Here is a 24,065-nt window from a genome sequence, read left to right as displayed (position 1 = left end):
CTGTCACTTTGACATCAACATTTTAAAAGTAGTTTTAAAACAATCAGATAATAACTGGCACGCCCTTTGCTCAATACCACTATCTCAATGTAATGATCAATCGAAGGGCAGTGAACATGGCAATCCAGGTAAAAAACAATATTCAGTGGGTCGGGCAACGTGACTGGGAAGTGCGCGATTTTCACGGCACAGAATATAAGACCCTGAAGGGCAGCAGTTACAACAGCTATCTGATCCGTGAGGAAAAAACGGTATTGATCGATACGGTCGATCACAAATTCAGCCGCGAGTTTGTGCAAAACCTGGCGGCGGAGATCGACCTGCAAACGCTGGACTACATCATTATCAACCATGCGGAAGAAGACCATGCCGGTGCGCTCACCGAGTTGATGGCGCGGATCCCCAATACGCCGATTTACTGCACCGAAAACGGTATCGACTCCATTAACGGTCACCATCACCACCCCGAGTGGAATTTCCACGTGGTGCATACCGGCGACAGCCTGGATATCGGCAACGGCAAGCAGCTGATCTTTGTTGAAACGCCAATGCTGCACTGGCCGGACAGCATGATGACCTATATGACCGGTGATGCGGTGCTGTTCAGCAACGATGCGTTTGGTCAGCATTATTGCGATGAGCATCTGTTTAACGACGAGGTCGATCAGAACGAACTGTTCGAACAGTGCCAACGCTATTACGCCAATATCCTCACGCCTTTCAGCCGTTTGGTCACGCCTAAGATCACTGAAATCCTCGGGTTTAATCTGCCGGTAGATATGATTGCCACGTCGCACGGCGTGGTGTGGCGCGATAATCCGACGCAAATTGTGCATCGCTACCTGGAATGGGCAGCAGACTACCAGGAAGATCGCATCACCATTTTCTACGACACCATGTCCAACAACACCCGCATGATGGCGGATGCCATTGCCCAGGGGATCAATGAAATCGATCCTCGCGTGGCGGTGAAAATCTTTAACGTGGCGCGTCACGACAAAAACGAAATCCTCACCAACGTGTTCCGCTCCAAAGGTGTGCTGGTGGGCTCATCGACCATGAACAACGTGATGATGCCGAAAGTGGCTGGGTTATTGGAAGAGATCACCGGCCTGCGTTTTCGCAATAAGAAAGCCTCGGCGTTCGGCAGCTATGGCTGGAACGGCGGGGCGGTTGACCGTATCCAAACCCGCCTGATGGACTGTGGTTTTGAAACCACGCTGGCGCTGAAGGCCAAATGGCGGCCCGATGGCGATACGCTGGAGATCTGCCGCCAGCATGGGCGTGATATTGCCCGCCAATGGGCTATTTCTCCTCTGCCAGCAGGTAATGCGGTAATCCCGGAGGTTCAGCCTCAACCGCCAATGGCTACGGCATCGCAGAGTGCTGAAAGCGGCGATTTGGGGCCATGTATGCAATGCAGCGTTTGCCTGTGGGTTTACGATCCGCAGCAAGGTGAGCCGATGCAGGATGTGGCGCCAGGAACGGCCTGGCCAGACGTGCCGGACGATTTCCTCTGCCCGGAATGTGCGATGGGCAAAGAGGTCTTTGATGCGATGAAGTCGGAGGCAAAATGAATCACGGCATTCTGATCGTTGGCTCCGGATTTGCGGCCCGTCAGTTGGTTAAAAGCCTGCGTAAGCTGGATGACAATGTGCCGATTAGCCTGATTGCCGCAGACAGTTGCGATGAGTACAACAAACCGGAACTGAGCCATGTCATCAGCCAGCATCAATCGGCAGAGGCTTTGACGCGGCAAACGGCGGGCAGCTTTGCAGAACAGTACCGCGTGACGGTGCATCCCAACACCCGCATTACCGCTCTGGATAGCCAGCTAAAAACGGTGAGTAGCGATGAGCGCTGCTGGCATTACGACAAACTGGTGCTGGCCATGGGGGCCTCGGCCATCGTGCCGCCGGTGCCGGGTCATCAGCATATGCTGACGTTGAACAGCCAGCAGGAATATCGCAGCAGTGAAACGCTGCTGTTAAAGGCTCAACAAGTGTTGATCCTGGGCGGCGGGCTGATTGGCTGCGAACTGGCCATGGATATGTGCCGGGCGGGCAAGCGGGTTACGCTAGTCGATAAAGCCTGTAGCCTGATGTCCGCGCTGATGCCGGTTGAGGCCAGCAGTGGCCTCCAGCATCGTTTGCAGCAGATGGGCGTCGAGCTGGTATTCAACCAGCAATTAACGGCTGTTGAACAGCGGGAAAATGGCATACATGTGACGCTGAGTAATCAGCGAGAGCTGCTGGTGGATGCCGTGGTCTCTGCCATTGGGTTGCAACCGAACATTGCTTTGGCGCAGCAGGCTAATTTGCAGGTTAACCGGGGTATCCAGGTTGATCGGAGCTTGCAGACGTCGGCGCAAGACGTTTACGCGCTCGGTGACTGTGCAGAAATCGAGGGCCAGTTGATGCCTTTCCTGCTGCCCATCCAATTCAGCGCCTCGGTGCTGGCAAAAAACCTGTTGGGGACGGCCGAGGCGGTGAAATTTCCGGCCATGTTGATCAAGGTGAAAACGCCTGACCTGCCTTTACATCTGGCGGGGGAAACCCAGCGTCAGGATTTGAGTTGGTCGATCAGCGTGGATCCTCAGGGCATGATCGCCAAAGGGGTGGATCAACAGCAGCAACTGCGGGCGTTTATCGTCAGCGCAGATCATATGAAGCAGGCATTTGGATTGTTGAAAGTGCTGAATGCCTGAAAGTTATCGTCAGAAGGAGGTGTTATGAAATTCCGCATTCCAGTTGATTACAAGCATACCCGTTCAACACCTTTTTGGGATCGCGAAACAGTACCCCGTGCCTTATTGACCCATCACAACACCAAAAAGGGAGTCTATGGTCGGCTTTCCGTGATGCAGGGCGCGGTGAAATATAAGGGGTTTAACAATGAACAGGCTACCGAAGCGGAGATGGAGGTGATTATTTCCGCCGGACAGTTTGGTGTCAGCCCGCCGGAGTATTGGCACTGCATTGAGCTAATGACGCCGGACACCTACTTCAATCTGGATTTCTTTGCTGCCCCCGATCTGGAGATGGCAGGCGAGGGATTCGGGCAGGTAGTTAACCGGAAAAGTTGAGGCAACCGATCGCCCCTCACCCCAGCCCTCTCCCACGGTAAAAACCGGGGATCCCATAAACACTGGTTTAGGGAGAGGGAGCGAGTCCAGAGCTGCGGTCAAGTGCCGGAGCTCATATGTAGCACGTTCAGTCCCCTCTCCCTGTGGGAGAGGGCTAGGGTGAGGGGCATCACGGCACGTATGGCTATGCGCCTATTGGCTAAACGGACAAACCAACGATTCAAATTTTAATTCCCCAGAATTCGAGGGAATAAAATGGGGGGCAGGCCACAATAGCTTTAAAACCATCAGATATGTTTGAGAGTAAGAAGTCACTTTTCTTGATCCCATAACGTATGAACTTGCATGGTTCTGCGTAATGCAGCATTGGGTTCAGAAGCCAGCTCTAATCGGGTCAGGAATTTTTGGTAAGCTTCAGGGGCGGCAATGATAACGCGTTGTTCTTCGGTGGCTTTGATGAATATCTTATGCTTAACGGGAATGCTGTTGTCTGTCGACATAGGGCTGTCCTCAGTGCATTTCTAGATACTAAATATACTGCGATGTAACGTTAATATCATTACACGTCTTGTGCTGAGAAATATTCTGGGGTGACCGAACATGAAAACAGCGTGGCCCCCAAGTTCTGAGGGCCAACGTTGTTTTATTGCAGGGAGGTGCTGGCATCCATACGCAGCAGCGCGAGCAGCAAAGTACTCAACGCAGCATAGAACCCAAAACCGTCGTGACGAATACAGCGCTGGTTGAACTCCGGCAGCCAGCTCAGGATACCGGTTAACACTTCACTACGCAGCGCCAGCAGCTCCTTGCCAGCCGTCTCTGTTTCCGTGAGTGCAAAGTTCAGCCGGCTCAGCAGCTCCAAAATCAGCGCCAGATGATCTTCCGGCTCGCTAAAGGAGCCATCAACCTCCATGCCCGACTGTGCCAACAGTGCCTTCATCCGTGAGCTCTGCTCTTGCTTAAAGCGTGTGGACTCCGGCTGATAGCACGAGGCATAGGGCAGCGCGGCGGATTTATCCGTCATCAGAAACAGCCCGGCAAAATCGGCCGCCAGCTCCAGTTGCGCATCAGGCCGCTGCTGCAATGCCGCAACTGCCTGATTGAACTGGGTGACCGGTGCTTGCAGCGCCGGGATCTGCTCCAGCAACGTCAGCCAGGCAGTGAGCGATGGGCTGGCCAGCTCGGCTATCTGCGCATCGCCAAGCTCCCGCGCAAAGCAGCCGGACAGCCAGGCATAGAGGCAGGCGTAATGCGGAGCGCCAAGCTCTGAACCCTGATTTAACATGGCATAGCCTCCTTATGGCGCGGCATTTTCTGCCTTCTTCGGCACAAATTCATATTGGGCAACCATCTCGATGGGGCCATTAAACGCGGTAACCGGTTCGATTTTGCCTTTGAACTTCTCAATCTCGACCAATGCGGTGTGTGCGCTGGTCGCCTGCGCCAGATCGGAAGAGCCGATATCCAGTGTCAGCACGTTCGGGTTGCCGTACTTACACAGCGAACCGGCCACGCCGCCGCGTTCAGGATCGTACCAGGCACCTTCATGGATGCGGATCACGCCGGGCGTATAGCGATCCGAAACCACCGCCCCGGCCAACACCTGCCCACGCGCGTTAAATACCCGCACCACGTCGCCATTGTTGATACCGCGCTCGCGTGCATCTTGTGGGCTGATAAACACCGGCTCTTTACCTGCCACGCTATATTGCGCGCGCAGCATGTCCGATTCGCACAGTTGCGAGTGCAAACGGAAATCAGGGTGGGCAGATTGCAGGTGCAACGGATAGCTGGCCGAAAGTGGCCCACCATGCGAGCGTTCTGCCTTCTCAAACCACATCGGGTGGCCCTGGCAATTGTTGTAGTTAAGATCGGCAATGCTCTTCGAGTAAATCTCGATCAAGCCGCTCGGCGTGCCTAACGGCTCTAAATCCGGGTCTTGGCGGAAGGCCTGGTGCCGCACAAACATTTCCGGGTGGCTGAATTCGAAGTAACCCGTGCCATTCCAATATTCATCAAAGGCGGGCAGAGCAATGCCGCGTCCTTTGCCCTGGCGTGCGCCGTCTTGATAGATGCGCTTGATCCAGCCCATTTCGTCCAGGCCTTCGGTGAACTCCCGCTCGCGATCGAACAACTTGCACAGTTCGCGGAAGATATCGAAGTCATTACGGGCTTCAAACTGCGGCGGTACCAGTTGCTTCATCGCCATGATGCCGCGGTTGGAATGGTTGCCGAACTGGTCGATATCGTTACGCTCGAACTGAGTAGTGGCAGGCAGCACGATATCGGCAAAACGGCAGGTGGAGGTCCACTGATTGTCGATGGCAATCACGGTTTCCAATTTTTGCCAGCCGGCGATCATGCGGTTAACCTGCTGATGGCGGTGGAACGGGTTGGTACCGGCAAATACGCACATCTTCAACGGCGGCAGTTTGACGCGCTTGCCATTCCAATCAATCTCTTTGCCCGGCTCCAGCATGGCATCGATAAAGCGAGCGATAGGGATGGTGCTGCTGTAACCCTTGAAATCGCCGTTAGCGTGGATCGCTGGCGTGCTGGTGGATCCGGAGAAACCGCTCAGGATCACCCCTTTACGGCTCGGCGTGCCCGCACCGTTATAGTGCCAGCCAAAACCAAAGCCGCCGCCCGGTAAACCGATCTGGCCAAGCATCGCCGCCAGCACGACTGTCATCCACGACCATTGCTCACCGTGCTGCATACGCTGTACACACCAGCCAGCGATAATCTGCGTGCGGTTGGCTGCCATCTGGCGGGCCAGTTCCTGGATGGTTTTAGCGTCGATGCCGCACAGCGTTGAGGCCCATTGGGCGTCTTTAGGCTGGCCATCGCTAGTGCCCAACAGGTAAGGGAGGAACTGCTCAAAGCCGACGCAGTAGGTGCCGAGGAAGTGGGTATCGTGCAGCTTCTCGGTGTACAACGTATGCGCCAAGGCTAGCTGCAATGGCACGTCCGTTTGTGGATTCAGGGCGATGTGCTGCACATGTTCGCGGCCCAAATACTCGTGCGTCGAGGTCACTACCGGGTCAACGCTGACTACCTTGATCTCGCCGCTGGCAGCCTTGGCTTTTAGCTCGGCATAGTATTCATAAACGTCATGATCCGGGCACCACCAGTTGGCTTGCTGGTTCTTCACCAGATCCGAGCCCCAGAACACCACGGTCTTGCTGTTTTGCAGCACCAGCGGCCAAGAGGTTTGCTGCTCATAGACTTCCATTGCGCCAACCACTCGCGGCAGGATCACCTGGGCTGCACCCGTGGAATAGTCGCCGCCGGTGCCAACCGAATCCCCGTGCAGGGCTAGCGCCCTGGCGAGCATACCGGAGGCATTATGGAACATGCCGGTCGATTGCCAGCCGGTGCCAGAGAGCAGGGCGGAAGGGCCATGGGTTTTCTGCACCCGCTCGAGTTCCTGATAGAACAGATTAAGCGCTTCATCCCAGGTGACGCGCACGAAACGGTTGTCGCCGCGCTGGGTGGTGTCGCTCAAATGGCGCTTGCGCATCCAGTCGATCCGCACCATCGGATAACGAATACGTGCGGTGCCGTGGACGTGATCGGGCAGGCCCGCAATCATTTTGGAGGGATATTTATCCATCTCAAACGGCTTGGCGGCGACAAAACGCCCGTCCATCACGGTGGCGCGGATGGCCCCCCAGTGGGAGCCGGTCAACAGACCTTCTTGCAGGCCACTACCGGTGCTGCCTTGGGCCAGAGCGTTCTTCGGCATCAGCAGCGACGGGCCAATCATGCCAATGGCGGTCAACCCGCCCAGTTGAGTCAGGAAACGACGGCGGGACAAGCTGATGGTTGGTAATGTTTTCATGTGCATTCTCCCTTAGTGTTTCTGCTCTGCGCCGCCGGTATCGGAAGCATTCATCTGCAAGTATTTCAGCAGGGTACGTTCTTCCCGCTTATCCAGGCTGGTGAAGCCAATCATGCCGTTCAAGGTGCCGATCCAAGCGTTGGCATCAAAGTGGGCGATCTCCGGTGCGCCGTGGCATTGGTTACAGGTGCCGTTATACAGGGCGGCGGTGTAGGCCCAGATCGGTTTGATATCGTTGACCAGATCGCCTTTCTGCACCCAGGCGGTGGTTTGCAGCTTGCTCCACTCCACGCCGGTGCCGGCTACCGTGGTTTTCTCCAGCGTTTTGGCCTGCTTTTGCACCTCATCACGGATCGAGGAGACAAAAATGCGTTTACCCGGCAGCAATGACAGCACGCGCTGGCGGCCGGTGGTTTCGGTCCAGCCCACGATTTGTACTTCGAGCCAATCGCCATCACGTTTCAATACCGTGACTTCAGAGGCTGGCAGCAGAGAACCGGCAGGTTCTTTATCGCCTTTAGCCGCATAGATCGGTTTCATATCCAGAGTGAAGAGCGTGTTGCCATCGCTGTTGGCGTCGGCACTGTGGCGCAGATCTTCAAACTGTTTGCGGAAGCCGCTGCTCATGTCGGGTAATTGGTGAGCAATCCCTTTATGGCAATCGACACAGGACTGATTATCCTTGGCCGCGATGCTCATCTGCTTGGCAGCCTCTGGGTGCTGCTTGGTATGTTCCATCGCGTCATAGTTATGGCAGGAGCGGCAACCGGCGGAATTGTTGTCCTTCATGCGCTTCCATTCGCGCTCGGCCAGTTCGGCCCGTTTGGCTTCGAACTTTTCCGGTGTATCGATCGAGTGGGCAATAAAGGTTTGGTAGATATCGTTGGCCGCTTCCATCTTGCGCCACAGCATGCCGGGTAGATCCGGTGGGATGTGGCAGTCATGGCATTCTGCGCGTACGCCGGAGGCGTTCTTGAAGTGAACAGACTGTTTGTATTCTTGATACACTGGTTGCATAGAGTGACAACTGACGCAGAACTCGGTGGTGCTGGTCATCTTGATACCGGCGTGCGGTACGATGATGATCGCCAACCCGAGAATGCAGCCGATAGCCACCAGTGCCAGCACCGACCATTTGGCGCTAGGCCGGGTCAGTTTCCGCCAAAGCTTGCTCATAAAATAGACCTTCTAGTTATTATGGATACTCCTTTAGTAGGATAGGGAGTAAATGTGAATAGGGTCACTGGTCTGAATGAACGCAATAAGTCACAATATGAATGGATATGAACAGGGCGGGAGCAAGTTGACACCATGAGCCATCACATCGTGATTGTTGAAGACGATCCGGTTACGCAGGCGCGCTTACGCGACTATTTCGTGCATGAGGGCTACCAGGTATCTGTGGCGGAAAGCGGCGTGGGGCTGAAAGAGATCATGCTGCTACAGCCGGTGGATCTGATTTTGCTGGATATCAACCTGCCCAATGAGAATGGCCTGTTGTTAACCCGCGCGCTGCGTGAGCGTTCCAACGTTGGGATCATTCTCGTGACCGGGCGTAGCGATCAGATCGATCGGATCGTCGGGCTGGAGATGGGGGCGGATGACTACGTGACCAAACCGCTGGAGCTGCGCGAGCTGGTGGTGCGGGTAAAAAATCTGCTGTGGCGGATCGATCTGGCCAACACCCCGGCCAGTAACGTGCAGCAAGACAACTGCTACCTGTTCGCCGGGTATTGCCTAAATCCTTCTCGCCATACAGTGATGTTCGAAGAGCAGCCCATCCGCCTGACGCGGGCCGAATATGAAATGCTGCTGGCGTTTGTCACTAACCCCGGCACGGTGTTGAGCCGCGAACGTCTGTTGCGGATGTTGTCGTCCAATCGGGTGGAACAGCCGGATCTGCGTACTGTGGACGTGCTGATACGCAGGCTGAGAAATAAGCTCAACAGCGAACTGTTCGTCACCCAACACGGCGAGGGCTACTTCCTAGCCGCCGACGTCAGCTGACGGCAACTGATAGACCGGCCGAAAACCTAGGGGCGAGAGCGATAGCGCCACCTTTTGGGGGCTGATGTTGCCCGGCGTCAGCGTCAGAATATGCGGGCTGATATTATTTCCCAGCGGCTGATGTTGCAAAACCCGGATTGCCTGATCGATAGCCAACTCGCCCTGAAGCACCATCTGGTCGCTGGCGGCCACCATGATCTTGTCGCGCTTAAGCCCACGGTAAACCTGGTGCGAGAGATAAAAAGAGACAATCCCCAACGGCTGCTGCCGATTACGGTTTTCCCCCATCGCCACCTGAGCGGCAATGGCGTTGCCCGCTACCAGATTGATTTGCGGATGCTGTTCCAGCATGTCTTGCAGTAAATTGCGCTGAATTTCTACGTCATTATCGCCATACACCACTTCGACGATGTTGATCCCGCTGCCAGCAACGGCGGCACGAAATCCTTCAATCATTTCCTTGCTGCCACCGGCATCCTTGGGTCCTGGCATCAGCAACACGTTGAGTGGCCGTTGAGTCGCGTGCTCAACCAGATAACGCCCCGGTTGGTAGCCCATCTGGAACCATGGCACTCCCACGCGTACTTTGGTTGCCGCATAGCCCAGCGCGTTGACCACCTCAATTACCGGTGTGGCGCCCACTGCGGCGGCCAGGTTCGGGAACTGTGCCACGCTGCTGCCAAGCAAAATCGCATCGGCTCCCCAACTGCGGCAGAGCGCCAACTGTTCACGCTGGGTATCGATCTGCGAGTAGCCACTGGCTTCAAAGATTTGCAGCGTCACGCCAGCGCGTTGTGCCTCACGCACCATGCCGTAATTGATGGATAACCAGTAAGAGTCTTTCAGGCTGGGGTAGAGTGCGCACAGTTTCCAACGGCGCTCCGCCTGAATGGCTGCCACGGCGGCAACCGGCTCAGACTGGCGCTCGTTTATCCAACGCACCAGCGGGGCCGATGAGACGGCCAGCGCTGACGAGACGTGCAGGCCGCAGATAAACAGCAGCAGAAAACGCAGAAGAGAGGTTTGCATAATAGCCTCATAGATCGGATGCCTTTATGCTATAGGCTTCGTAGCTGATATTCCATCACCGGGACATTTATGGGGCACCCTTCGTTAACACGACGACTTTGGTTGGCTTTTTTGCTGATGGCGGGCCTGACGCTGCTCAGTTCGCTGATCGGCTGGTTCGGCTTTCGCTTTATTGGCGAGGTTGAGCAAACCCATACCCAGTCGGTGATCCCCACCATGAACATGGCGCGCCAGCTGAGCGAGGCCAGCGCGTACGAACTCTTCTCTGCCCAAAGCCTGACCAACGCCAATACCCAGGCGGAATGGCTCGATCAGGGCAAGATGCTGACGGTGCAAAGCCTGCGTATCAGCCGGTTGCTGGGGCGTTTGCGTGAGCAGGGTTTTGATACTGCGGCGATCGAGCAACAAGAATCCGACATTACCCGCAGTCTGGGCTTACAGGGTGAGTTGGTCGGCCAGCGCCTGACGCTGCGCAAACAACAGAGCGAGCTGTCACGCCAGATTATGGAGGCGGCATCCCGCATTGCCGAACTGGCCAAGGGGCAGTTAAACAACGCAGCCACAGCGGCGGGCGTGACCCAGGCAGGGATTTACGATCTGATCGATCAGCATCGCAACCAGGCGGCAGAGCAGGCGTTAGACCGGTTGATCGATGTCGATCTTGAATATCAAAACCAGATGAGCGAGTTGCGGCTTAACGCGATCCAGATCGAGCATCTGATCCTGCTGCTGGAGAAAGAGGTCGCCGAGCGAGCACCGGCTGAATTGGTTTCCCGTATTGGTGACTACGTGCGTATTTTGCAGCGGCGTCAGGAGCGTGTCGAAGATCCGCTCACGCGGGAGAAGATCGGCACTGAATTGCAGATTGTGGCGCGTTATCAGCAACTTTCGGCACTTTATCAGCAGGAGCGGGATATTCGTGCCCAGTTGCAGGCGCTGTCGCAAAACAACCTGGATATGTTTACCCGCTTTAGCAGCGAAATCAGCCGCCAGGTCAGCGACATTGAACGGCGCAATACGCAGGCATTGGAAACGCTGAAGCAGGCCCGCGAAACCGGCAAATTCTGGCTGATCGTCTTGAGCCTGTTCACTCTGGCGGTGCTGTCGCTGATCCTGTGGCGTGTGGTGTGGCGCTCGGTCACCTTACCGTTGGCGAAGCAAACTGCGGCGTTGCAACGGTTGCTGCAAGGCGATCTTAACTCGCCTTTTCCTGCGACCTCGGTGGTGCATGAGCTCAACACTATGGGGCAATTGATGGAGGCGTTTCGCGCCAATGCGGATGCCTTGCAGAACCAGCAGCAGTATCTGGCGGCACAGGTCGAATTACGCACGGCGGAACTGGAAGCGCTGGTGGTCGAGCACCATCAGGCTCGGGCAGAGGCCGAAAAGGCCAACCGCGCCAAATCCGCCTTTTTGGCGGCAATGAGCCATGAAATCCGCACGCCGTTGCACGGTGTGTTAGGCACCGCTCAGCTACTCTCCGAGCAGTCGCTATCGGCCAAAAGTCTCGCTTATGTGCAGGCGATCAATGACTCAGGCGAAAGCCTGTTGGCGATCCTCAACGATATTCTCGACTACTCGGCGCTAGAGGCAGGCAAAGGCAGCGTAACCATCAGCAATGAACCTTTCGACCCGCGCCAGCTGTTGGCGAGTATCGTACGTTTGATCTCTGGGCGTTTGCGTCATCGCGATATCCAGCTCAGCCTCAGCTGTGCCGATGATTTACCGCAGTGGCTCAATGGCGATCCGCGGCGTATTCGCCAGATCGTGATTAACCTGCTTTCCAACGCCTTGCGCTTTACCGAACAGGGGCGGGTGGTGGTGAGCTGCCGGGTTGATGGCCAGCGCTGGCAAATCGATGTGGTCGACACGGGCTGCGGCATTTCCGCCGACGGACTCACACAAATTTTCCAACCGTTCGTGCAACTGACGGATAAACGCGGCGGCACCGGGTTAGGTTTAGCCATCAGCCAAGGATTGACCGAAGCGTTGAAGGGGACGCTAAGCGCTACCAGCACGCCGGGCGAGGGCAGCTGTTTCTCGCTGAGCCTGCCGTTGCAGATTGCGGCCACGCCAGTCCAGCATCGCGCCGAAGAGCGCACCGACCTTGCCAACTATCGCCTGCTGATCGTTGAGGATAATCTGGTGACGCAGCGCATCACGGCGGAAATGTTACAGTCTTGCGGTGCCGGGGTTACGGTGGCTAGCGATGGCCAAAGCGCGTTGGGCATACTGGCAGCCGACTCGGCATTCAGTGGCGTGCTGGTCGATCTGGACCTGCCCGATATGGATGGCATCACGCTCTCGTTGCAGATCACGGCCCGTTGCCCACAGTTGCCGCTGATCGGTTTTAGCGCCCACGTGGCCGATGAAGTGCTGCGACAGCGCACGACCGAAGTATTCCGCGGGCTGATACAGAAACCTGTTGCGCGTGAGGAGTTGAGCCGATTGATTGAGCATTATTTAACGGCGGATCAAAAAACGGCGTTGCCCGCAAACTCGCTGGATACGGAGCAACTCACCCAGGATGCGGCGGTGTTTGGCAAAGAGAAAATCGGTGAGTGGCGGGAGCTGTTTATTGCACATGCGTTGCCGCTGGTAGCGGAAATTGAACAGGCGTTCGAGGCCGGGGATGAAGACTTGGTGGCGCGCTTGGCCCATAAGTTGAAAAGTGGCTGCGCCAGTTTGGGGATGCAACGTTCGGTTCAGGCTTGCGTAGTGCTGGAGCAAGGGGCGCGGGAAAACGTGCCTTTACGCCAGATGGTGATGGACGAACTCCGGCAGTTGGCGGTTTGGGTTGATGTCGGTGCCATTTGATTTACCTTGAAAAAGTTCCTTCTAAGCTGGCAAGACTATGTAGACGCCTTGCGTGTCACTTTTTGCCTGAAACCTCTTTTGAACTTGAATTTGATATGTTGGGTTGATGGTTTTTGAGATGATTAGAGGTGTGATTTTTTCTAATCAATGGATTATATTGATATTTTTGTTATAGTTTTGAGATGTTGTCATGCACTCGTTGAGATAATTAAACATCATGGCTCAATTTAATCACTTTGAACTCAGGCTTCTGAACCCGAACTTTGACTCCCCTTTGGTCGATGTGTTGACCGAACTGGAATTACTCCGGCATCTGAGACTGGAAACGGATGTCCATCCCTTGCTGTTTTCGCAGTTGAAGGCTGTTTTCCATATGTTGGAGAGTCTGGGTTCGGCAAGGATTGAGGGCAACCATACCACGCTCGCTGACTACGTTGAAAGCAAAGTTGAAGGAACGCAAAATTCGACAGATCAGCTCAGAGAAATCAACAATATTGAAGCTGCGATGGAGTTTATCGACGACTACCTGAACAATGGTGATGACATAACGGAATATTTTATCCGTGAGCTGCATAGTTTGGCGGTTGTCGGACTGCAACGGGAAGGTGATAAAAACCCCGGTGCATATCGGCAACATAACGTCACCATTGCTCAGGCAGAGCATTTACCGCCGGATCACATCCACGTTCCTGACTATATGACGGAACTTACCGCCTTTATTAACCGAGCCGATAAGCCAAAATATGATCTGATGAAAATTGCGTTGGTGCATCACCGCTTTGGTTGGGTGCACCCGTTTGGTAACGGTAATGGCAGAACGGTCAGATTGCTGACCTATGCGTTACTGATCAAGTATGGGTTTAACGTTCAGGCGGGTGGTCGGGTTCTTAACCCGACAGCGGTATTCTGTAACGATCGTGAACGCTACTACGCCATGCTTTCGTTAGCCGATAAGGGCACTGAGCAAGGTTTAGAGGAATGGTGCTTATATGTGCTGTCGGGTATCTCATCTGAGTTGAAGAAGGTTGATCAACTGACAAACCAAGCTTTTTTGCGCGAAAAGGTCTTGTATCCGGCTATCGCTTTTTCGTCGGGAAGAGGTTTGATAAACCCGCTGGAGTCGAAGGTTCTGAAACGTGCTGTCGATCTGGGGGCAATAAAAGCAGGGGATCTGCGTACTGTCTTACCCGATCTGAAACCAGCACAGGTGACTTATCAGCTTGGTAAGTTGATCGACCGGGGGCTGATCCAGCCAGTAGAAGAGGGAGCTAGAACCTATACGGCGAAATTTTCGAATTCATCTCTAATACGTGGGGTGATCCAGGTTCTGCGTGAGCAAGGGTTTATACCTGATTTGTGATCGCGCAGCTCGAAGAGGAACCCGATTCAGAAAGCAAAAAAACCGCCATAGGCGGGTTCTTCTAAAGATGGTGCCCGGACTCGGACAAGTTTGTCTGGAACAAACTTGAACAACGCTTTGCGTTGGCCCGCAAGGGTGAGCGACAGGGATGTTCATAATCGAACCAAGGATTCGGGGATTTTCAATCCCTGATGTAAACACGTATAGAACGTTGGTTAGCTATAAAACCTGTAGGAATAAGGCAACATACGCGACGAACTAAGGAGTTAGGTATGGTGACGAGAAAAAGAAAATTAGTCGCGCCTGAATCCCCTTTTTTCCAGGTGCCAGAAGCGACTCAAGTTCATGAAGACGGGGGCACTGAGAGCGTTCTTCAAGTGTCCGTCCCGCGCACCTTCTGTTTGCCGACTATGACGTGATCATTATTGATTCACAGGGTGCCCGATCCATCATGCTTGAGTTGGTCATGCTGGCAACGAACCATACTGTGTTGGCCATAATCAAGCCAGTGGTACCTTATATGCGCGAGTTTCTACGTGGCACCATCCCTATGATAGAAGGTGTTTCGGACATACTTAACTAGCTTAGGTTGTTGATATGCCTGATTAGGGAGGTGGTTTCAGTTTAGGTAAAATACCGATTTAATAATTGAATATGCTAATATTTTTCTGGTAATCGCCGGATTTTCAGTAAAACACCACGCTCTGTGGTGATGTATTCGGCTTTTTTTAGCTCGGATAAAATACGCATGATCCCGCTGCGTGAAAGGTATGACCTGCCCTTGATATAATTTGCCGCCGTGATATTCAATCGTATCGACGGGGGTTCCTGCATTAACTCTTGCAGCTGAAAGCGGATGATCTCGTAAGTGGACATCTGAGCAATCTGCGTACAGTGCTCATACACGCGCGAGGTGGTGTAAATCAGGATAGTGGCCAAGCATTCCCATAAATCATATTTCTCAATTAATTGATTGAAGAGTTCCAAGGGCAGGCTACCCATCCTGGCATCTTCTCTTACCCGCACATACAAGTGATCGGCCTGCGCAAACTGATTGCTAACACCAAGAATAAAGGGGGCCGACTCTGAATTCAGGATCATGCCATCGCCACGACGGTGTAGTGCAACACTGCCTTTAAATAGAAAAAAACATTGGCGACTGATGTTTTTATTATAATAAAAAACATTACCTTTGGGCGCGGTGAAGCTTTCTGAGTAGGGGGCTAATAAATTCATTATTTTCTTTAATTTATCAACTGGCTTATGAGATAGAACCGAGAAAACCTCTACTTCCCTGTGCGAGTCTGTTGTTAAATCCATTAGGTATCCCAAAATTAAAAACACGTAATCCGTTCCGCAGCAATGATAAGACAATTCTCAAATAAGTTAATAGCATAGTCCAACATTGGATTAATCTCTTAACGAAACGCATTTAACTTATTGTTTTTATTAACTTAATAATGAGATTGGAAGTCCGCAGTTGATTCGGTAAATATATTAATTGGTTTTTTTAAACATGGGTTTTATTTTTTTCATTTAAATTTCCACAATCATTATTTGTATGAAAAATGTTACAGCAAAGTCCAAAATGGAACCAAAATTAAATTGAGATAAATACTGGGTATCTATAAATTCTAGCCAAGCAAATCACTGGGAATATGCTTAGTTCAGTATTTCCATGATATCTGCCATTCGGAAATGATGCCGAGTAACCTCACTATGTTTATGAAAGGAATAGTTAAATGAAAAAGAATCTGATTGCTGCTGCCATGGTTGTTGCTGCTTCTCTGTCTGCTATGTCTGCCTTTGCTGATGACGGCAAAATCAACTTCGTCGGTTCAATTACTGATGACGCTTGCACCGTAGTGAACAACATGAGCAACCCGCTGACCGTTACTCTGGGCACCGTGGCCAGCTCTGCGTTCACTACCGGTTCTCTGACTGCAGCACCAACCAAGTTCACCATCGCACTGACCAACTGCCCAGCCAGCGTCACTTCTGCAAAAGTGAAGTTCGATGGCACAGCGAATGCTAACGATAACACCATTCTGGCCCTGACTCAGGAAACCGGCGTGGCGACTAACGTGGGTATCCAGTTGATGGATAAATCCCAAGTTGTAGTGCCATTGTACACCGCGTCTACAGCTTACGCGCTGACTACCGGCTCCAACAACCTGGACTTCGTTGCTCGTTATCTGGCGACTTCACTGCCTGTTACTGCAGGTCCAGCGAACTCCACCAGCAACTTCACCATCGTTTACAACTAATTGGTTGTCGCTTCCCCGCCATGTTCTGGTTGGGAAGTTATCCCTACGGGCCGACTCCGGTCGGCCCGCCTTTTCGGAGTACGGAATTACCATGAATACCGGATTTAAAGCCCTTTGCCTTTCTTTATTGCTGAGCAGCACCTTCGTGCAGGCGGCCAATGTCGGCGGCGTGACCGTCGGTGGTACCCGCCTGATCTACGACGGCGGCAAAAAGGAGGCTTCACTGAGCGTCACTAACTCTGACACCAACCCCTATCTCATCCAGTCCTGGGCGGAGACCCAAAACGGTGGTGCTGAGAAAGCCCCCTTTATTGTCACGCCGCCGCTGTTCCGTCTGGACGGTAACCAACAGAACCTGCTGCGTATTGTGCGCACCGGCGGCAGCCTGCCTGAAGACCGCGAGTCACTTTACTGGCTGAACGTCAAATCCATCCCGGCGGGCAGTAAGAAGGAAGGGGCCAACACCCTGCAGATCGCGGTCAAGACCCGCATCAAATTGCTCTACCGTCCGCAAGGCCTGAAGGGCGTACCTGAAGACGTGGCGGGCAAGCTGACCTGGTCACAGAGTGGATCCCGGTTAAGCGTCAATAACCCGACCCCGTTCGTCATGAACTTCCAACAGGTCAAGGTGGGCGGGCGCGAAGTTAAAGATGTCACCTACGTGCTACCGATGAGCCAGGCCACCTTTAACGTACCCGCCAACGTCAGTGGGAACGTGAGCTGGAAACTGATCAGCGATTACGGCGGTACCGGGGCAGAACACACCCCAGGGCACTAACAGAATATTCATGCGGAGCATGAATATTCAGGAGCGGCAAGTTGCAATGCCTTTTGCGGGCAAGGGAGTAATTAAGGATGAATAATAATAACGCCCGAGGACGGTTACGCCTGAGCAGGGTGGCTTGTTTTGTGGCCGCTCAGATGGCGCTGTTGACCGGGACAATGATGAATGCACAGGCTCGGGACTACTTCAACCCCGCCCTGCTTGAACTGGGTACCCCCGGCCAAAAAGCCGTCGACCTGACCTCTTTCGAGGACAAGGGCGGCCAGTTGCCCGGCACTTACCGCGTTGATGTCTTTCTCAACAACGAAAAGATGGAAACCCGCAATGTGGAATTCCGTCTGGGCAAGGACGGCAAAGGCGCTGAGACCCTGCTGCCCTGCATTCCGGTTAACGACCTTGCCGACTGGGGCGTACTGACCAAGAAATTCCCGGAAATAGGTGCGCCGGGCAGTGCCTGTGCCAACCTGGCGGCCATTCCCCAGGCCAACAGCGAGTTCCGTTTTGCCCGCCAACAGCTGTTGCTGAGTATCCCCCAGTCGGCGGTAAACAACTCCGCCCGTGGTTGGGTCGATCCGAAGTCGTGGGATGAGGGCATTCCGGCCGCGTTGTTAAACTACAGCGTCAGCGGGGCCAACAACTACGCCAAGAGCGGCCAGGGCGATGACAGTTCCAGCCAGTACGTCAACCTGCGCCCCGGCATCAATATCGGCCCATGGCGCTTGCGTAACTACACCACCTGGAATCGTTCAAGCAGCAGTGGTGACAATGGCAAAACCGAAGACCATTGGGACACGGTCTACACCTATGCCCAACGAGACATCATTGCGCTGAAAGGTCAGTTCACCGCCGGGGACACGTCCACCGCGGCGGATGTGTTTGACAGTATTCCGTTCCGCGGAGCCCAACTGGCCTCCGACGATGACATGCTGCCAGAAAGTCTGCGGGGCTATGCGCCCATCGTGCGCGGTATTGCCCGTAGCAATGCGCAGGTGACCATCCGTCAAAACGGTTACGTGATTTACCAGACCTATGTGTCGCCGGGCAGCTTTGAAATTACCGACATGTTCCCCACCGGCGGGTCCGGTGACCTGAACGTGACCATCAAGGAGTCCGACGGCAGCGAACAGTTGTTGGTTATTCCGTTTGCCTCGCTGCCGGTATTGCAGCGTGAAGGTCGCCTGAAATACTCGGCCACTACCGGGGTGTACCGCTCTTATGACAACAGCGTGGACAAGACCCCGTTGAGCGAAGGCACGCTGGTTTACGGCCTGCCAGCCGGGTTCACGATTTACGGCGGCGGTCAGTTCAGCAGCAAGTATCAGTCGCTGGCGGCAGGCGTCGGCAAGAACCTGGGTGATTTGGGCGCATTGTCCCTGGATGTGACACAAGCCTGGTCGAAACAGAAAGACCAGCAGAAAGAAAGCGGCCAGTCGTGGCGGGTGCGTTACAGCAAGAACTTCGTGGCCACCGGTACCAACTTCTCGGTGGCGGGCTATCGCTATGCCACTGACGGCTACTGGGGCATGCAGGAAGTGCTGGATAGCTACACCAGCGGCAACAGCTACCCGTTGCAGGAACGGCGACGTAACCGGGCGGAACTGACCCTGTCACAGGACTTGTGGCAAGGCGGCGGCAACCTGGGGCTGACGGCGGCACGGGAAGACTATTGGAATACCGACCGGCGGATGGAGTCGTACACCGCCAGTTACAACAACTCGTGGGACGGCATCAGCTACGGTCTGAGTTACACCTATAACCGCAACTCGCAGGTGGTCTATGGTACCGCCGAGTCAGGCCACAGTGGGCGTACCTACGACAAGGACCAGTTGTTTGCCTTCAACCTGAGTGTGCCGCTGAGCAAACTGTTTGGCGACAAGCACCCGACCTACGCCAACTACATGGTCAACAGCAGCAAGGACGGCAATACCACCAACAGCGTGAGCGTGGGTGGGACGGTATTGGACGACAACAACCTGAGCTGGAGCGTACAGCAAGGATATGGCACCAAAGGCCAGGGCAACAGCGGCAGTGCCAATGCGGACTGGCGTGCCACCTACGGCGAAGTCAACGGCGGCTATGCGTATGACAACAACAGCCAGCGTCTGAACTATGGCTTGCAGGGCGGCATTCTGGCCCATGAAAACGGCATCACGTTAGGCCAACCGCTGGGTGAAACTGTGGTGCTGGTTGCTGCACCGGGCGCGAAAAGCGTCGGTGTACAGGGCCAAACCGGGGTGAAGACCGATTATCGAGGCTACGCGGTAGTGCCTTATGCCAGCCCATACCGCAAGAACGACGTAACGCTCAATACCGAGAGCTTTGGCGACGACACGGAAGTGGCCATCACCACACAAACCGTGGTGCCAACGCGTGGTGCGGTAGTGAGAGCCACCTACCAGACCAGCGTGGGTTACCGGGTGCTGATGACGTTGCTGACTGCCAGTGGCAAGCCGGTGCCGTTCGGTGCCATCGTGTCGGCCGGTAATAGCAAAGACGCCGAGGGCTTTATCGTGGGCGATGCAGGCCAGGTGTATCTGACTGGTCTGGCGCAAAGCGGCCAGCTTAACGTGCAATGGGGCAGCGGTGCGGATGAACGGTGCAGTGTGAACTATACCCTGCCGAAGAGCGTGAACGGCATTGCGAATATCAATGGACAGTGCAGGTGATATAACGCTTGTCTGAACGTAAGGAATACCATGATGAAATCTATATTGAAAATACTTTTCGTGAACAAGAAGACGTTACGCTATTTACTGACCGCATTAATGTTAATTGGGGTGAGTAATATTTGCTTCATTAACTCAGCGATGGCATGTACTCCTCACCGTCAAAGTATTACTCCACCAGCAAGCATTAGTCTTAGCCCTAGTTTGCCTGTAGGAACCGTAGTGGCAAGTGCGAGTCTCTCATGGCCAGGATTTAGTAGCAGCGGAGATTGCCCGATACCTTATTCAACCGGGAGCCATTTTACTTTAACGGGAGAGGGGGTGCCAAATGGGAATCTCTACCCTACAAGCATAGCCGGATTGTCTTATCGTGGCAGAATAAACGGCGGTTGGCCTGCAAGCTTTTTTGGTTATTGGCCAACATCAGCCGTTCAGGCGGGTCCTTATAGTAGTGGTGTAGGTGCTGGCTCAGTTTTAATTGAATTTGTGAAAACAGGACCATTATCCGGTGGGACTTTTGCCCCGCAAGTTTTAATGCATGCCACAATGGAAGCTGTCCCATGGTTTGATATCTATTTGGGGGCGCCTATGATTATTACACCTACGACGCCTGCATGTACCGTGACACAGTCGGCCATTGCGGTTAATCTGGATGATGGTAATACATCTCAACTGGCAACTGCCGGTAATACCAGCAAGGACAAGACATTCAGCATTCCATTAAATTGTACCTCTGCCAGCAATATTTCCTTGACCTTTAGCGGCAATATTGTAGACAACAGCAATGCGGTGTTCCGCAATCTCAGTGGCAGCGCGAATGCCGCTAGCGTAGGAATACAAATATTAAGTGGTAGTACCCCTGTCCCTACCACTGCGGGGACCTACCTTAACCTGGGAGCGATTAACGGTAGTACTACGGTCCCTCTGATCGCCCGTTATTATGCGCTGGCCAATAATCCCGATGTCGGCACGGTCAGTGCTATTGCTTACGCAACGATTGTTTATAACTAATTTAGCTCATCAACAAATAACACCCTGTTTTTACGACAGGGGGTTGTTACACAATTAAACCGTTTAAAAAAGGAGTATTAAAATGACAGTATTTACCAAAGGACTGATTGCGGTACTGGTTATGGGTTCCTGCTCGCTGGCGGCACATGCGGCCGATACCACCATTACCATTACCGGCAAGGTCACCGCCGCCGCCTGTACCATCAACAACAGCGGAGCTTACTCGGTCATCATGCCCGATGTCACCGCAGCTACCCTGAACCCGGCGGCCTCTTCAGGTACCTGGAAAACCTTTGATGTGACACTGAGCAGTTGCCCAGCGGGAACCTCTACTGTCACCGCCACCTTTGACGGTACCGCCGACGGTGCGGATGCCAACAAGTACGCCAACACCACCGGTGCCGGTTATGCCACCAACGTGTCCGTGCAGGTGCAAAACCGTTCCGCCACCATCGCCGACAAGGGCAAAAACAGCACCATGACCGTAAACGTTGATGCCAGCAGAAATGCCACCTTCGACTTGCAGGCTCGTCCTTACAGCACCGCAGGTGGTGCCACTGTTGGTAACATCAGTACCGTGGTGCTGATGAACTTCACCTACAACTGATTGGGTCGTCACCTGGCAGGAGAGTCATTTATGTTTAAACGTGTTTTTGTCCTCAACATGTTGCTGTCCGCCCTCGCTGTCTTGCCGGGCACGAAGACGGAGGCCGCCGATGTCACAATCACTGGCAAGGTCATTGCCTCATCTTGTACCGTCAGCCCGGTGCTGGCAGGGGCGCAGGAGGTCAATCTCGGTACGCTGGGCAGAACCCACTTCCAGAATGCCAATGACGCTGGTGACTGGAAAAGCTTTGCGCTCAACCTGACCAACTGCCCAGCGGGTACCAGCCAGACCACGGTGACCTTTACCGGCACACCGGATGGCACCAATGCCACGTTGTTTGCCAATACCGAGCCGGTAGCCTCCGCCGCGCCTTATATGGCCGTGCAGATGGCAAAGGACGCGGACCACAGTGCAGTACTTTCTACGGGCAGTACCATGACCGTCAACGTCGATACGCTCACCGGCACGGCGACCTTTCCGCTGGCAGCCCGCATGTATACACCTTCAGGTGGTGCGCAGGCCGGGCAAGTATCCAGCAGCGTACTGGTGAACTTCACCTACCAGTAATGCTGTTGTCCTCTATCCGGCGGGGTGCACATTGCCTCGCCACGTTAACTGGCTGATATTCCATAGGGAGGCAGGCATGTCTTTTCTCACGGAAAATACCCACATTTCTTTACGTAGCATTCTGGTGCTGGAGCCTTACGACATCACCTGGCTGGGTATTCGACAGATGCTCCGGACAACCTTGGGGAAAGACGTTGCGCTGATCCGCATCAGCGACACGGACATACTGGCCGATGCTGCGTTGCACCACTCGGTTGATACGGTGCTGCTGAGTGCCGTTGGCCACCGAACGGAGGCATTGACGTTATTGCAGCAACTGTCGTTGATTATGCGCTGCAATAAAAAGCTCCGTATCGTGGCTTATCTGCGCAAAGAGTTGCCGCATCTGGTGGATTTGCTGCTGGCGTTTGGGGTTGATGACGTGTTCAAAGGTGCGATTGACGCACCAGAATTGGTGCATTACCTAAAGCCCACTAAATCGGATTTTCATCTCGTGAGATTCACTCAACAGGAACGTAATGTGGCTCAATGTTTGCTCGCTGGCAAGAGCGTAACCCGGGTAGCCGAATTGATGCATAAAGACGTTCGCACCATCAGCGCTCATAAGCAATCTTTACTCAGCAAACTCAACATGGCCAGCCGTGGCGAGTTACAAGTGCTGGGCGGTCGGTTGATGGCAGAAGAGGCCTTGGCATGAAATTGGGCACTCCAACACAGGGAAAACAAGGCGTTGTCATGCATGGCTGTACTTTTTCCCGCATCGGCTTAATGCACATTCTCCAGCGCCATTTGCCCGATTTTACCTTTCAGGCATCGGCGTCCTTCGGTGAAATGGCACGCCTGTCCACACTGACCCAGGCCGATCTGGTGGTGAGCGATATTCGCGACGCAGAAAGAAACGCCGCCTATGGGGTGGACTGGCTGGAATGGTTACAAAACATCCGCGGAAACCAACCGTTGGTGGTGATCACCGAGGAACTGCCTCGGCATCAGTTAGCCAATCTGTCCAGGCAGTCTTTTATCTCGGTGTTAGCGTTACAGGCGTCGGAGTCGTTGCTAGGCCAACAACTGCAACAGGTACTGACCGGTACACAGGTTATCAGCCCACTACTGGTGGCTTTGACAACATCGTCTACCTCGTCGTCTGAGCTATACCGGCTAACGGAGGCGGAATTGCAGGTGATTGAATTGCTGCATGCTGGCTATAGCGTGACGCAAATTGCCAGCCGGTTGTGCCGCAGTGTGAAAACGGTGAGCACGCATAAGCGCCACTTGATGCACAAACTGCAGGTAAGCAATGAAATAGAACTGTTTGCACGGGTGAAAAACCTGAATGAAAAAACCTACTGCCTGGACAACGGGCAACAATTTGCCAAACACCTTCGCTATAGCTCACCGTAGGCGAGCGACAGAATAACCTCCACAGGACGTGCTGCATGATTTACCTGGCTTGCGATGATAGTTATTTCACACTTGGCGTAATCACGCTGTTTGCTGCTATCAGTAAAAACGTGACGATTATCGACATCGCGATGGATCAAGTAACCGTAGTAATACCTCACTTTAATCGCGAAGACACGTTGATTTTGGCTATTGAACGTACCGATTTGCTTACCAAACTGCTGACCTCAGCACGCAAGCAGGGTACCCGGACGTTGCTGATTATGGATAATGCCTCTGAAAGAACCATGGAAAACATCAAGCAGTGGTCGCAGGGGGTACTGTCAAAAAAAATGCAGCTCGATACGCTCCCGCTGTTTTTAGACACCAACTTTGCCTATCTGAAAGACTTGTCGTTTCTGACAAGACGGGAAATCGACATTATGGGCTGGTTGGCTACCGGAAAAACACCCTATGGGATTTCTAGAGAGTTGAATTTATCGGTTAAAACTATTTTCTCTCACAAGCTCAGCGCACTGAAAAAATTAGGATTGAGTCATCTCAATGCGCGCTCTTTGCTGATCTTCAGCAAGATATTCCAGGGGCTGTCACCGCTTTGACACGTATTTTTTCTCGGGTCG

General features: G+C 53.7%; 21 protein-coding genes and 1 pseudogene. 16 read left to right on the top strand and 6 right to left on the bottom strand.

Annotated features, from left to right (window positions below):
* The first annotated feature begins 116 nt into the window (after positions 1–116).
* From norV to ACRDCA_RS16255, 3 genes are read left to right on the top strand one after another with little or no spacing between them, the layout of a single operon-like run.
* Positions 117–1,577 carry an anaerobic nitric oxide reductase flavorubredoxin gene (gene norV / locus ACRDCA_RS16265; RefSeq protein ID WP_438690468.1) on the top strand — a complete coding sequence of 487 codons (1,461 nt, stop codon included), beginning with the start codon at positions 117–119 and terminating at the stop codon, positions 1,575–1,577.
* Entirely contained in the window at positions 1,574–2,707 is a 1,134-nt protein-coding gene (gene norW, locus ACRDCA_RS16260) for an NADH:flavorubredoxin reductase NorW (RefSeq protein ID WP_438690467.1), read from the top strand. Before norV ends, norW begins: the two co-directional genes overlap by 4 nt.
* A 24-nt stretch (positions 2,708–2,731) precedes the next feature.
* Entirely contained in the window at positions 2,732–3,085 is a 354-nt protein-coding gene (locus ACRDCA_RS16255) for a DUF1971 domain-containing protein (RefSeq protein WP_438690466.1), read from the top strand.
* Between the two features lie 311 nt (positions 3,086–3,396).
* On the opposite strand, the gene ACRDCA_RS16250 is transcribed toward ACRDCA_RS16255, so the two are convergent.
* From ACRDCA_RS16250 to torC, 4 genes are all read right to left on the bottom strand, one after another.
* A complete protein-coding gene (locus tag ACRDCA_RS16250; protein WP_438690465.1) occupies positions 3,397–3,585 on the bottom strand; it encodes a type II toxin -antitoxin system TacA 1-like antitoxin in 189 nt (62 codons plus the stop codon).
* 143 nt (positions 3,586–3,728) lie between these two features.
* Entirely contained in the window at positions 3,729–4,370 is a 642-nt protein-coding gene (gene torD, locus ACRDCA_RS16245; protein WP_438690464.1) for a molecular chaperone TorD, read from the bottom strand.
* Between the two features lie 12 nt (positions 4,371–4,382).
* Entirely contained in the window at positions 4,383–6,929 is a 2,547-nt protein-coding gene (torA, locus tag ACRDCA_RS16240) for a trimethylamine-N-oxide reductase TorA (RefSeq protein WP_438690463.1), read from the bottom strand.
* 12 nt (positions 6,930–6,941) lie between these two features.
* Positions 6,942–8,105 (bottom strand): pentaheme c-type cytochrome TorC, encoded by a 1,164-nt coding sequence (gene torC / locus ACRDCA_RS16235; protein ID WP_438690462.1) that lies wholly within the window; start codon positions 8,103–8,105, stop codon positions 6,942–6,944.
* Positions 8,106–8,240: 135 nt separating this feature from the next.
* Here torC and torR point away from each other — a divergent pair, with 135 nt between their 5' ends.
* A complete protein-coding gene (gene torR / locus ACRDCA_RS16230) occupies positions 8,241–8,936 on the top strand; it encodes a two-component system response regulator TorR (RefSeq protein ID WP_025123798.1) in 696 nt (231 codons plus the stop codon).
* Here the strand turns inward: torR and torT are convergent.
* Positions 8,916–9,950 carry a TMAO reductase system periplasmic protein TorT gene (gene torT / locus ACRDCA_RS16225; RefSeq protein WP_438690478.1) on the bottom strand — a complete coding sequence of 345 codons (1,035 nt, stop codon included), beginning with the start codon at positions 9,948–9,950 and terminating at the stop codon, positions 8,916–8,918. The two genes, torR and torT, sit on opposite strands and share 21 nt — an antisense overlap.
* An 84-nt stretch (positions 9,951–10,034) precedes the next feature.
* On the opposite strand from torT, the gene torS reads away from it, so the two are divergent.
* The 3 genes and pseudogenes from torS to ACRDCA_RS16210 all read left to right on the top strand — a co-directional run.
* Positions 10,035–12,782 carry a TMAO reductase system sensor histidine kinase/response regulator TorS gene (gene torS, locus ACRDCA_RS16220; RefSeq protein WP_438690461.1) on the top strand — a complete coding sequence of 916 codons (2,748 nt, stop codon included), beginning with the start codon at positions 10,035–10,037 and terminating at the stop codon, positions 12,780–12,782.
* Between the two features lie 217 nt (positions 12,783–12,999).
* Positions 13,000–14,142 carry a Fic family protein gene (locus ACRDCA_RS16215; protein ID WP_438690460.1) on the top strand — a complete coding sequence of 381 codons (1,143 nt, stop codon included), beginning with the start codon at positions 13,000–13,002 and terminating at the stop codon, positions 14,140–14,142.
* A 391-nt stretch (positions 14,143–14,533) separates the two neighbouring features.
* Positions 14,534–14,707: pseudogene (locus tag ACRDCA_RS16210) on the top strand (ParA family protein); the annotation flags it as partial.
* A 92-nt stretch (positions 14,708–14,799) separates the two neighbouring features.
* On the opposite strand, the gene ACRDCA_RS16205 reads toward ACRDCA_RS16210, so the two are convergent.
* The gene (locus ACRDCA_RS16205) at positions 14,800–15,462 is read right to left on the bottom strand and encodes a helix-turn-helix domain-containing protein (RefSeq protein WP_438690459.1); all 663 of its coding nucleotides are present in this window, start codon (positions 15,460–15,462) and stop codon (positions 14,800–14,802) included.
* Between the two features lie 422 nt (positions 15,463–15,884).
* On the opposite strand from ACRDCA_RS16205, the gene ACRDCA_RS16200 reads away from it, so the two are divergent.
* The 9 genes from ACRDCA_RS16200 to ACRDCA_RS16160 all read left to right on the top strand — a co-directional run bounded on the left by ACRDCA_RS16200 (position 15,885) and on the right by ACRDCA_RS16160 (position 24,044).
* Positions 15,885–16,409: a fimbrial protein gene (locus ACRDCA_RS16200; RefSeq protein ID WP_438690458.1), complete on the top strand. Its 525-nt coding sequence runs from the start codon at positions 15,885–15,887 to the stop codon at positions 16,407–16,409.
* Positions 16,410–16,500: 91 nt separating this feature from the next.
* Positions 16,501–17,187, top strand: coding sequence for a fimbrial biogenesis chaperone (locus ACRDCA_RS16195; RefSeq protein WP_438690457.1), 687 nt, complete (start codon positions 16,501–16,503; stop codon positions 17,185–17,187).
* Positions 17,188–17,264: 77 nt separating this feature from the next.
* Positions 17,265–19,859, top strand: coding sequence for a fimbria/pilus outer membrane usher protein (locus tag ACRDCA_RS16190; protein ID WP_438690456.1), 2,595 nt, complete (start codon positions 17,265–17,267; stop codon positions 19,857–19,859).
* A 30-nt stretch (positions 19,860–19,889) separates the two neighbouring features.
* Positions 19,890–20,870 carry a fimbrial protein gene (locus ACRDCA_RS16185; protein WP_438690455.1) on the top strand — a complete coding sequence of 327 codons (981 nt, stop codon included), beginning with the start codon at positions 19,890–19,892 and terminating at the stop codon, positions 20,868–20,870.
* 82 nt (positions 20,871–20,952) lie between these two features.
* Positions 20,953–21,477: a fimbrial protein gene (locus tag ACRDCA_RS16180; protein WP_438690454.1), complete on the top strand. Its 525-nt coding sequence runs from the start codon at positions 20,953–20,955 to the stop codon at positions 21,475–21,477.
* Between the two features lie 30 nt (positions 21,478–21,507).
* Entirely contained in the window at positions 21,508–22,044 is a 537-nt protein-coding gene (locus ACRDCA_RS16175; protein WP_438690453.1) for a fimbrial protein, read from the top strand.
* A gap of 76 nt (positions 22,045–22,120) precedes the next feature.
* Entirely contained in the window at positions 22,121–22,741 is a 621-nt protein-coding gene (locus tag ACRDCA_RS16170) for a helix-turn-helix transcriptional regulator (protein ID WP_438690452.1), read from the top strand.
* Positions 22,738–23,445, top strand: a complete 708-nt coding sequence (locus tag ACRDCA_RS16165; protein ID WP_438690451.1) for a helix-turn-helix transcriptional regulator — start codon at positions 22,738–22,740, stop codon at positions 23,443–23,445. The genes ACRDCA_RS16170 and ACRDCA_RS16165 overlap by 4 nt, the downstream gene beginning before the upstream one ends.
* A 35-nt stretch (positions 23,446–23,480) precedes the next feature.
* Complete coding sequence (locus ACRDCA_RS16160) at positions 23,481–24,044, top strand: LuxR C-terminal-related transcriptional regulator (RefSeq protein ID WP_438690450.1); 564 nt, start codon at positions 23,481–23,483, stop codon at positions 24,042–24,044.
* The last annotated feature ends 21 nt before the right edge of the window (positions 24,045–24,065 follow it).

It is taken from the genome of Serratia sp. (in: enterobacteria) (assembly GCF_051654945.1).
GTDB lineage: Bacteria > Pseudomonadota > Gammaproteobacteria > Enterobacterales > Enterobacteriaceae > Chania.
Note: the sequence above shows the minus strand (reverse complement) of the source record. Positions and strands in the feature narration are given on the sequence as shown.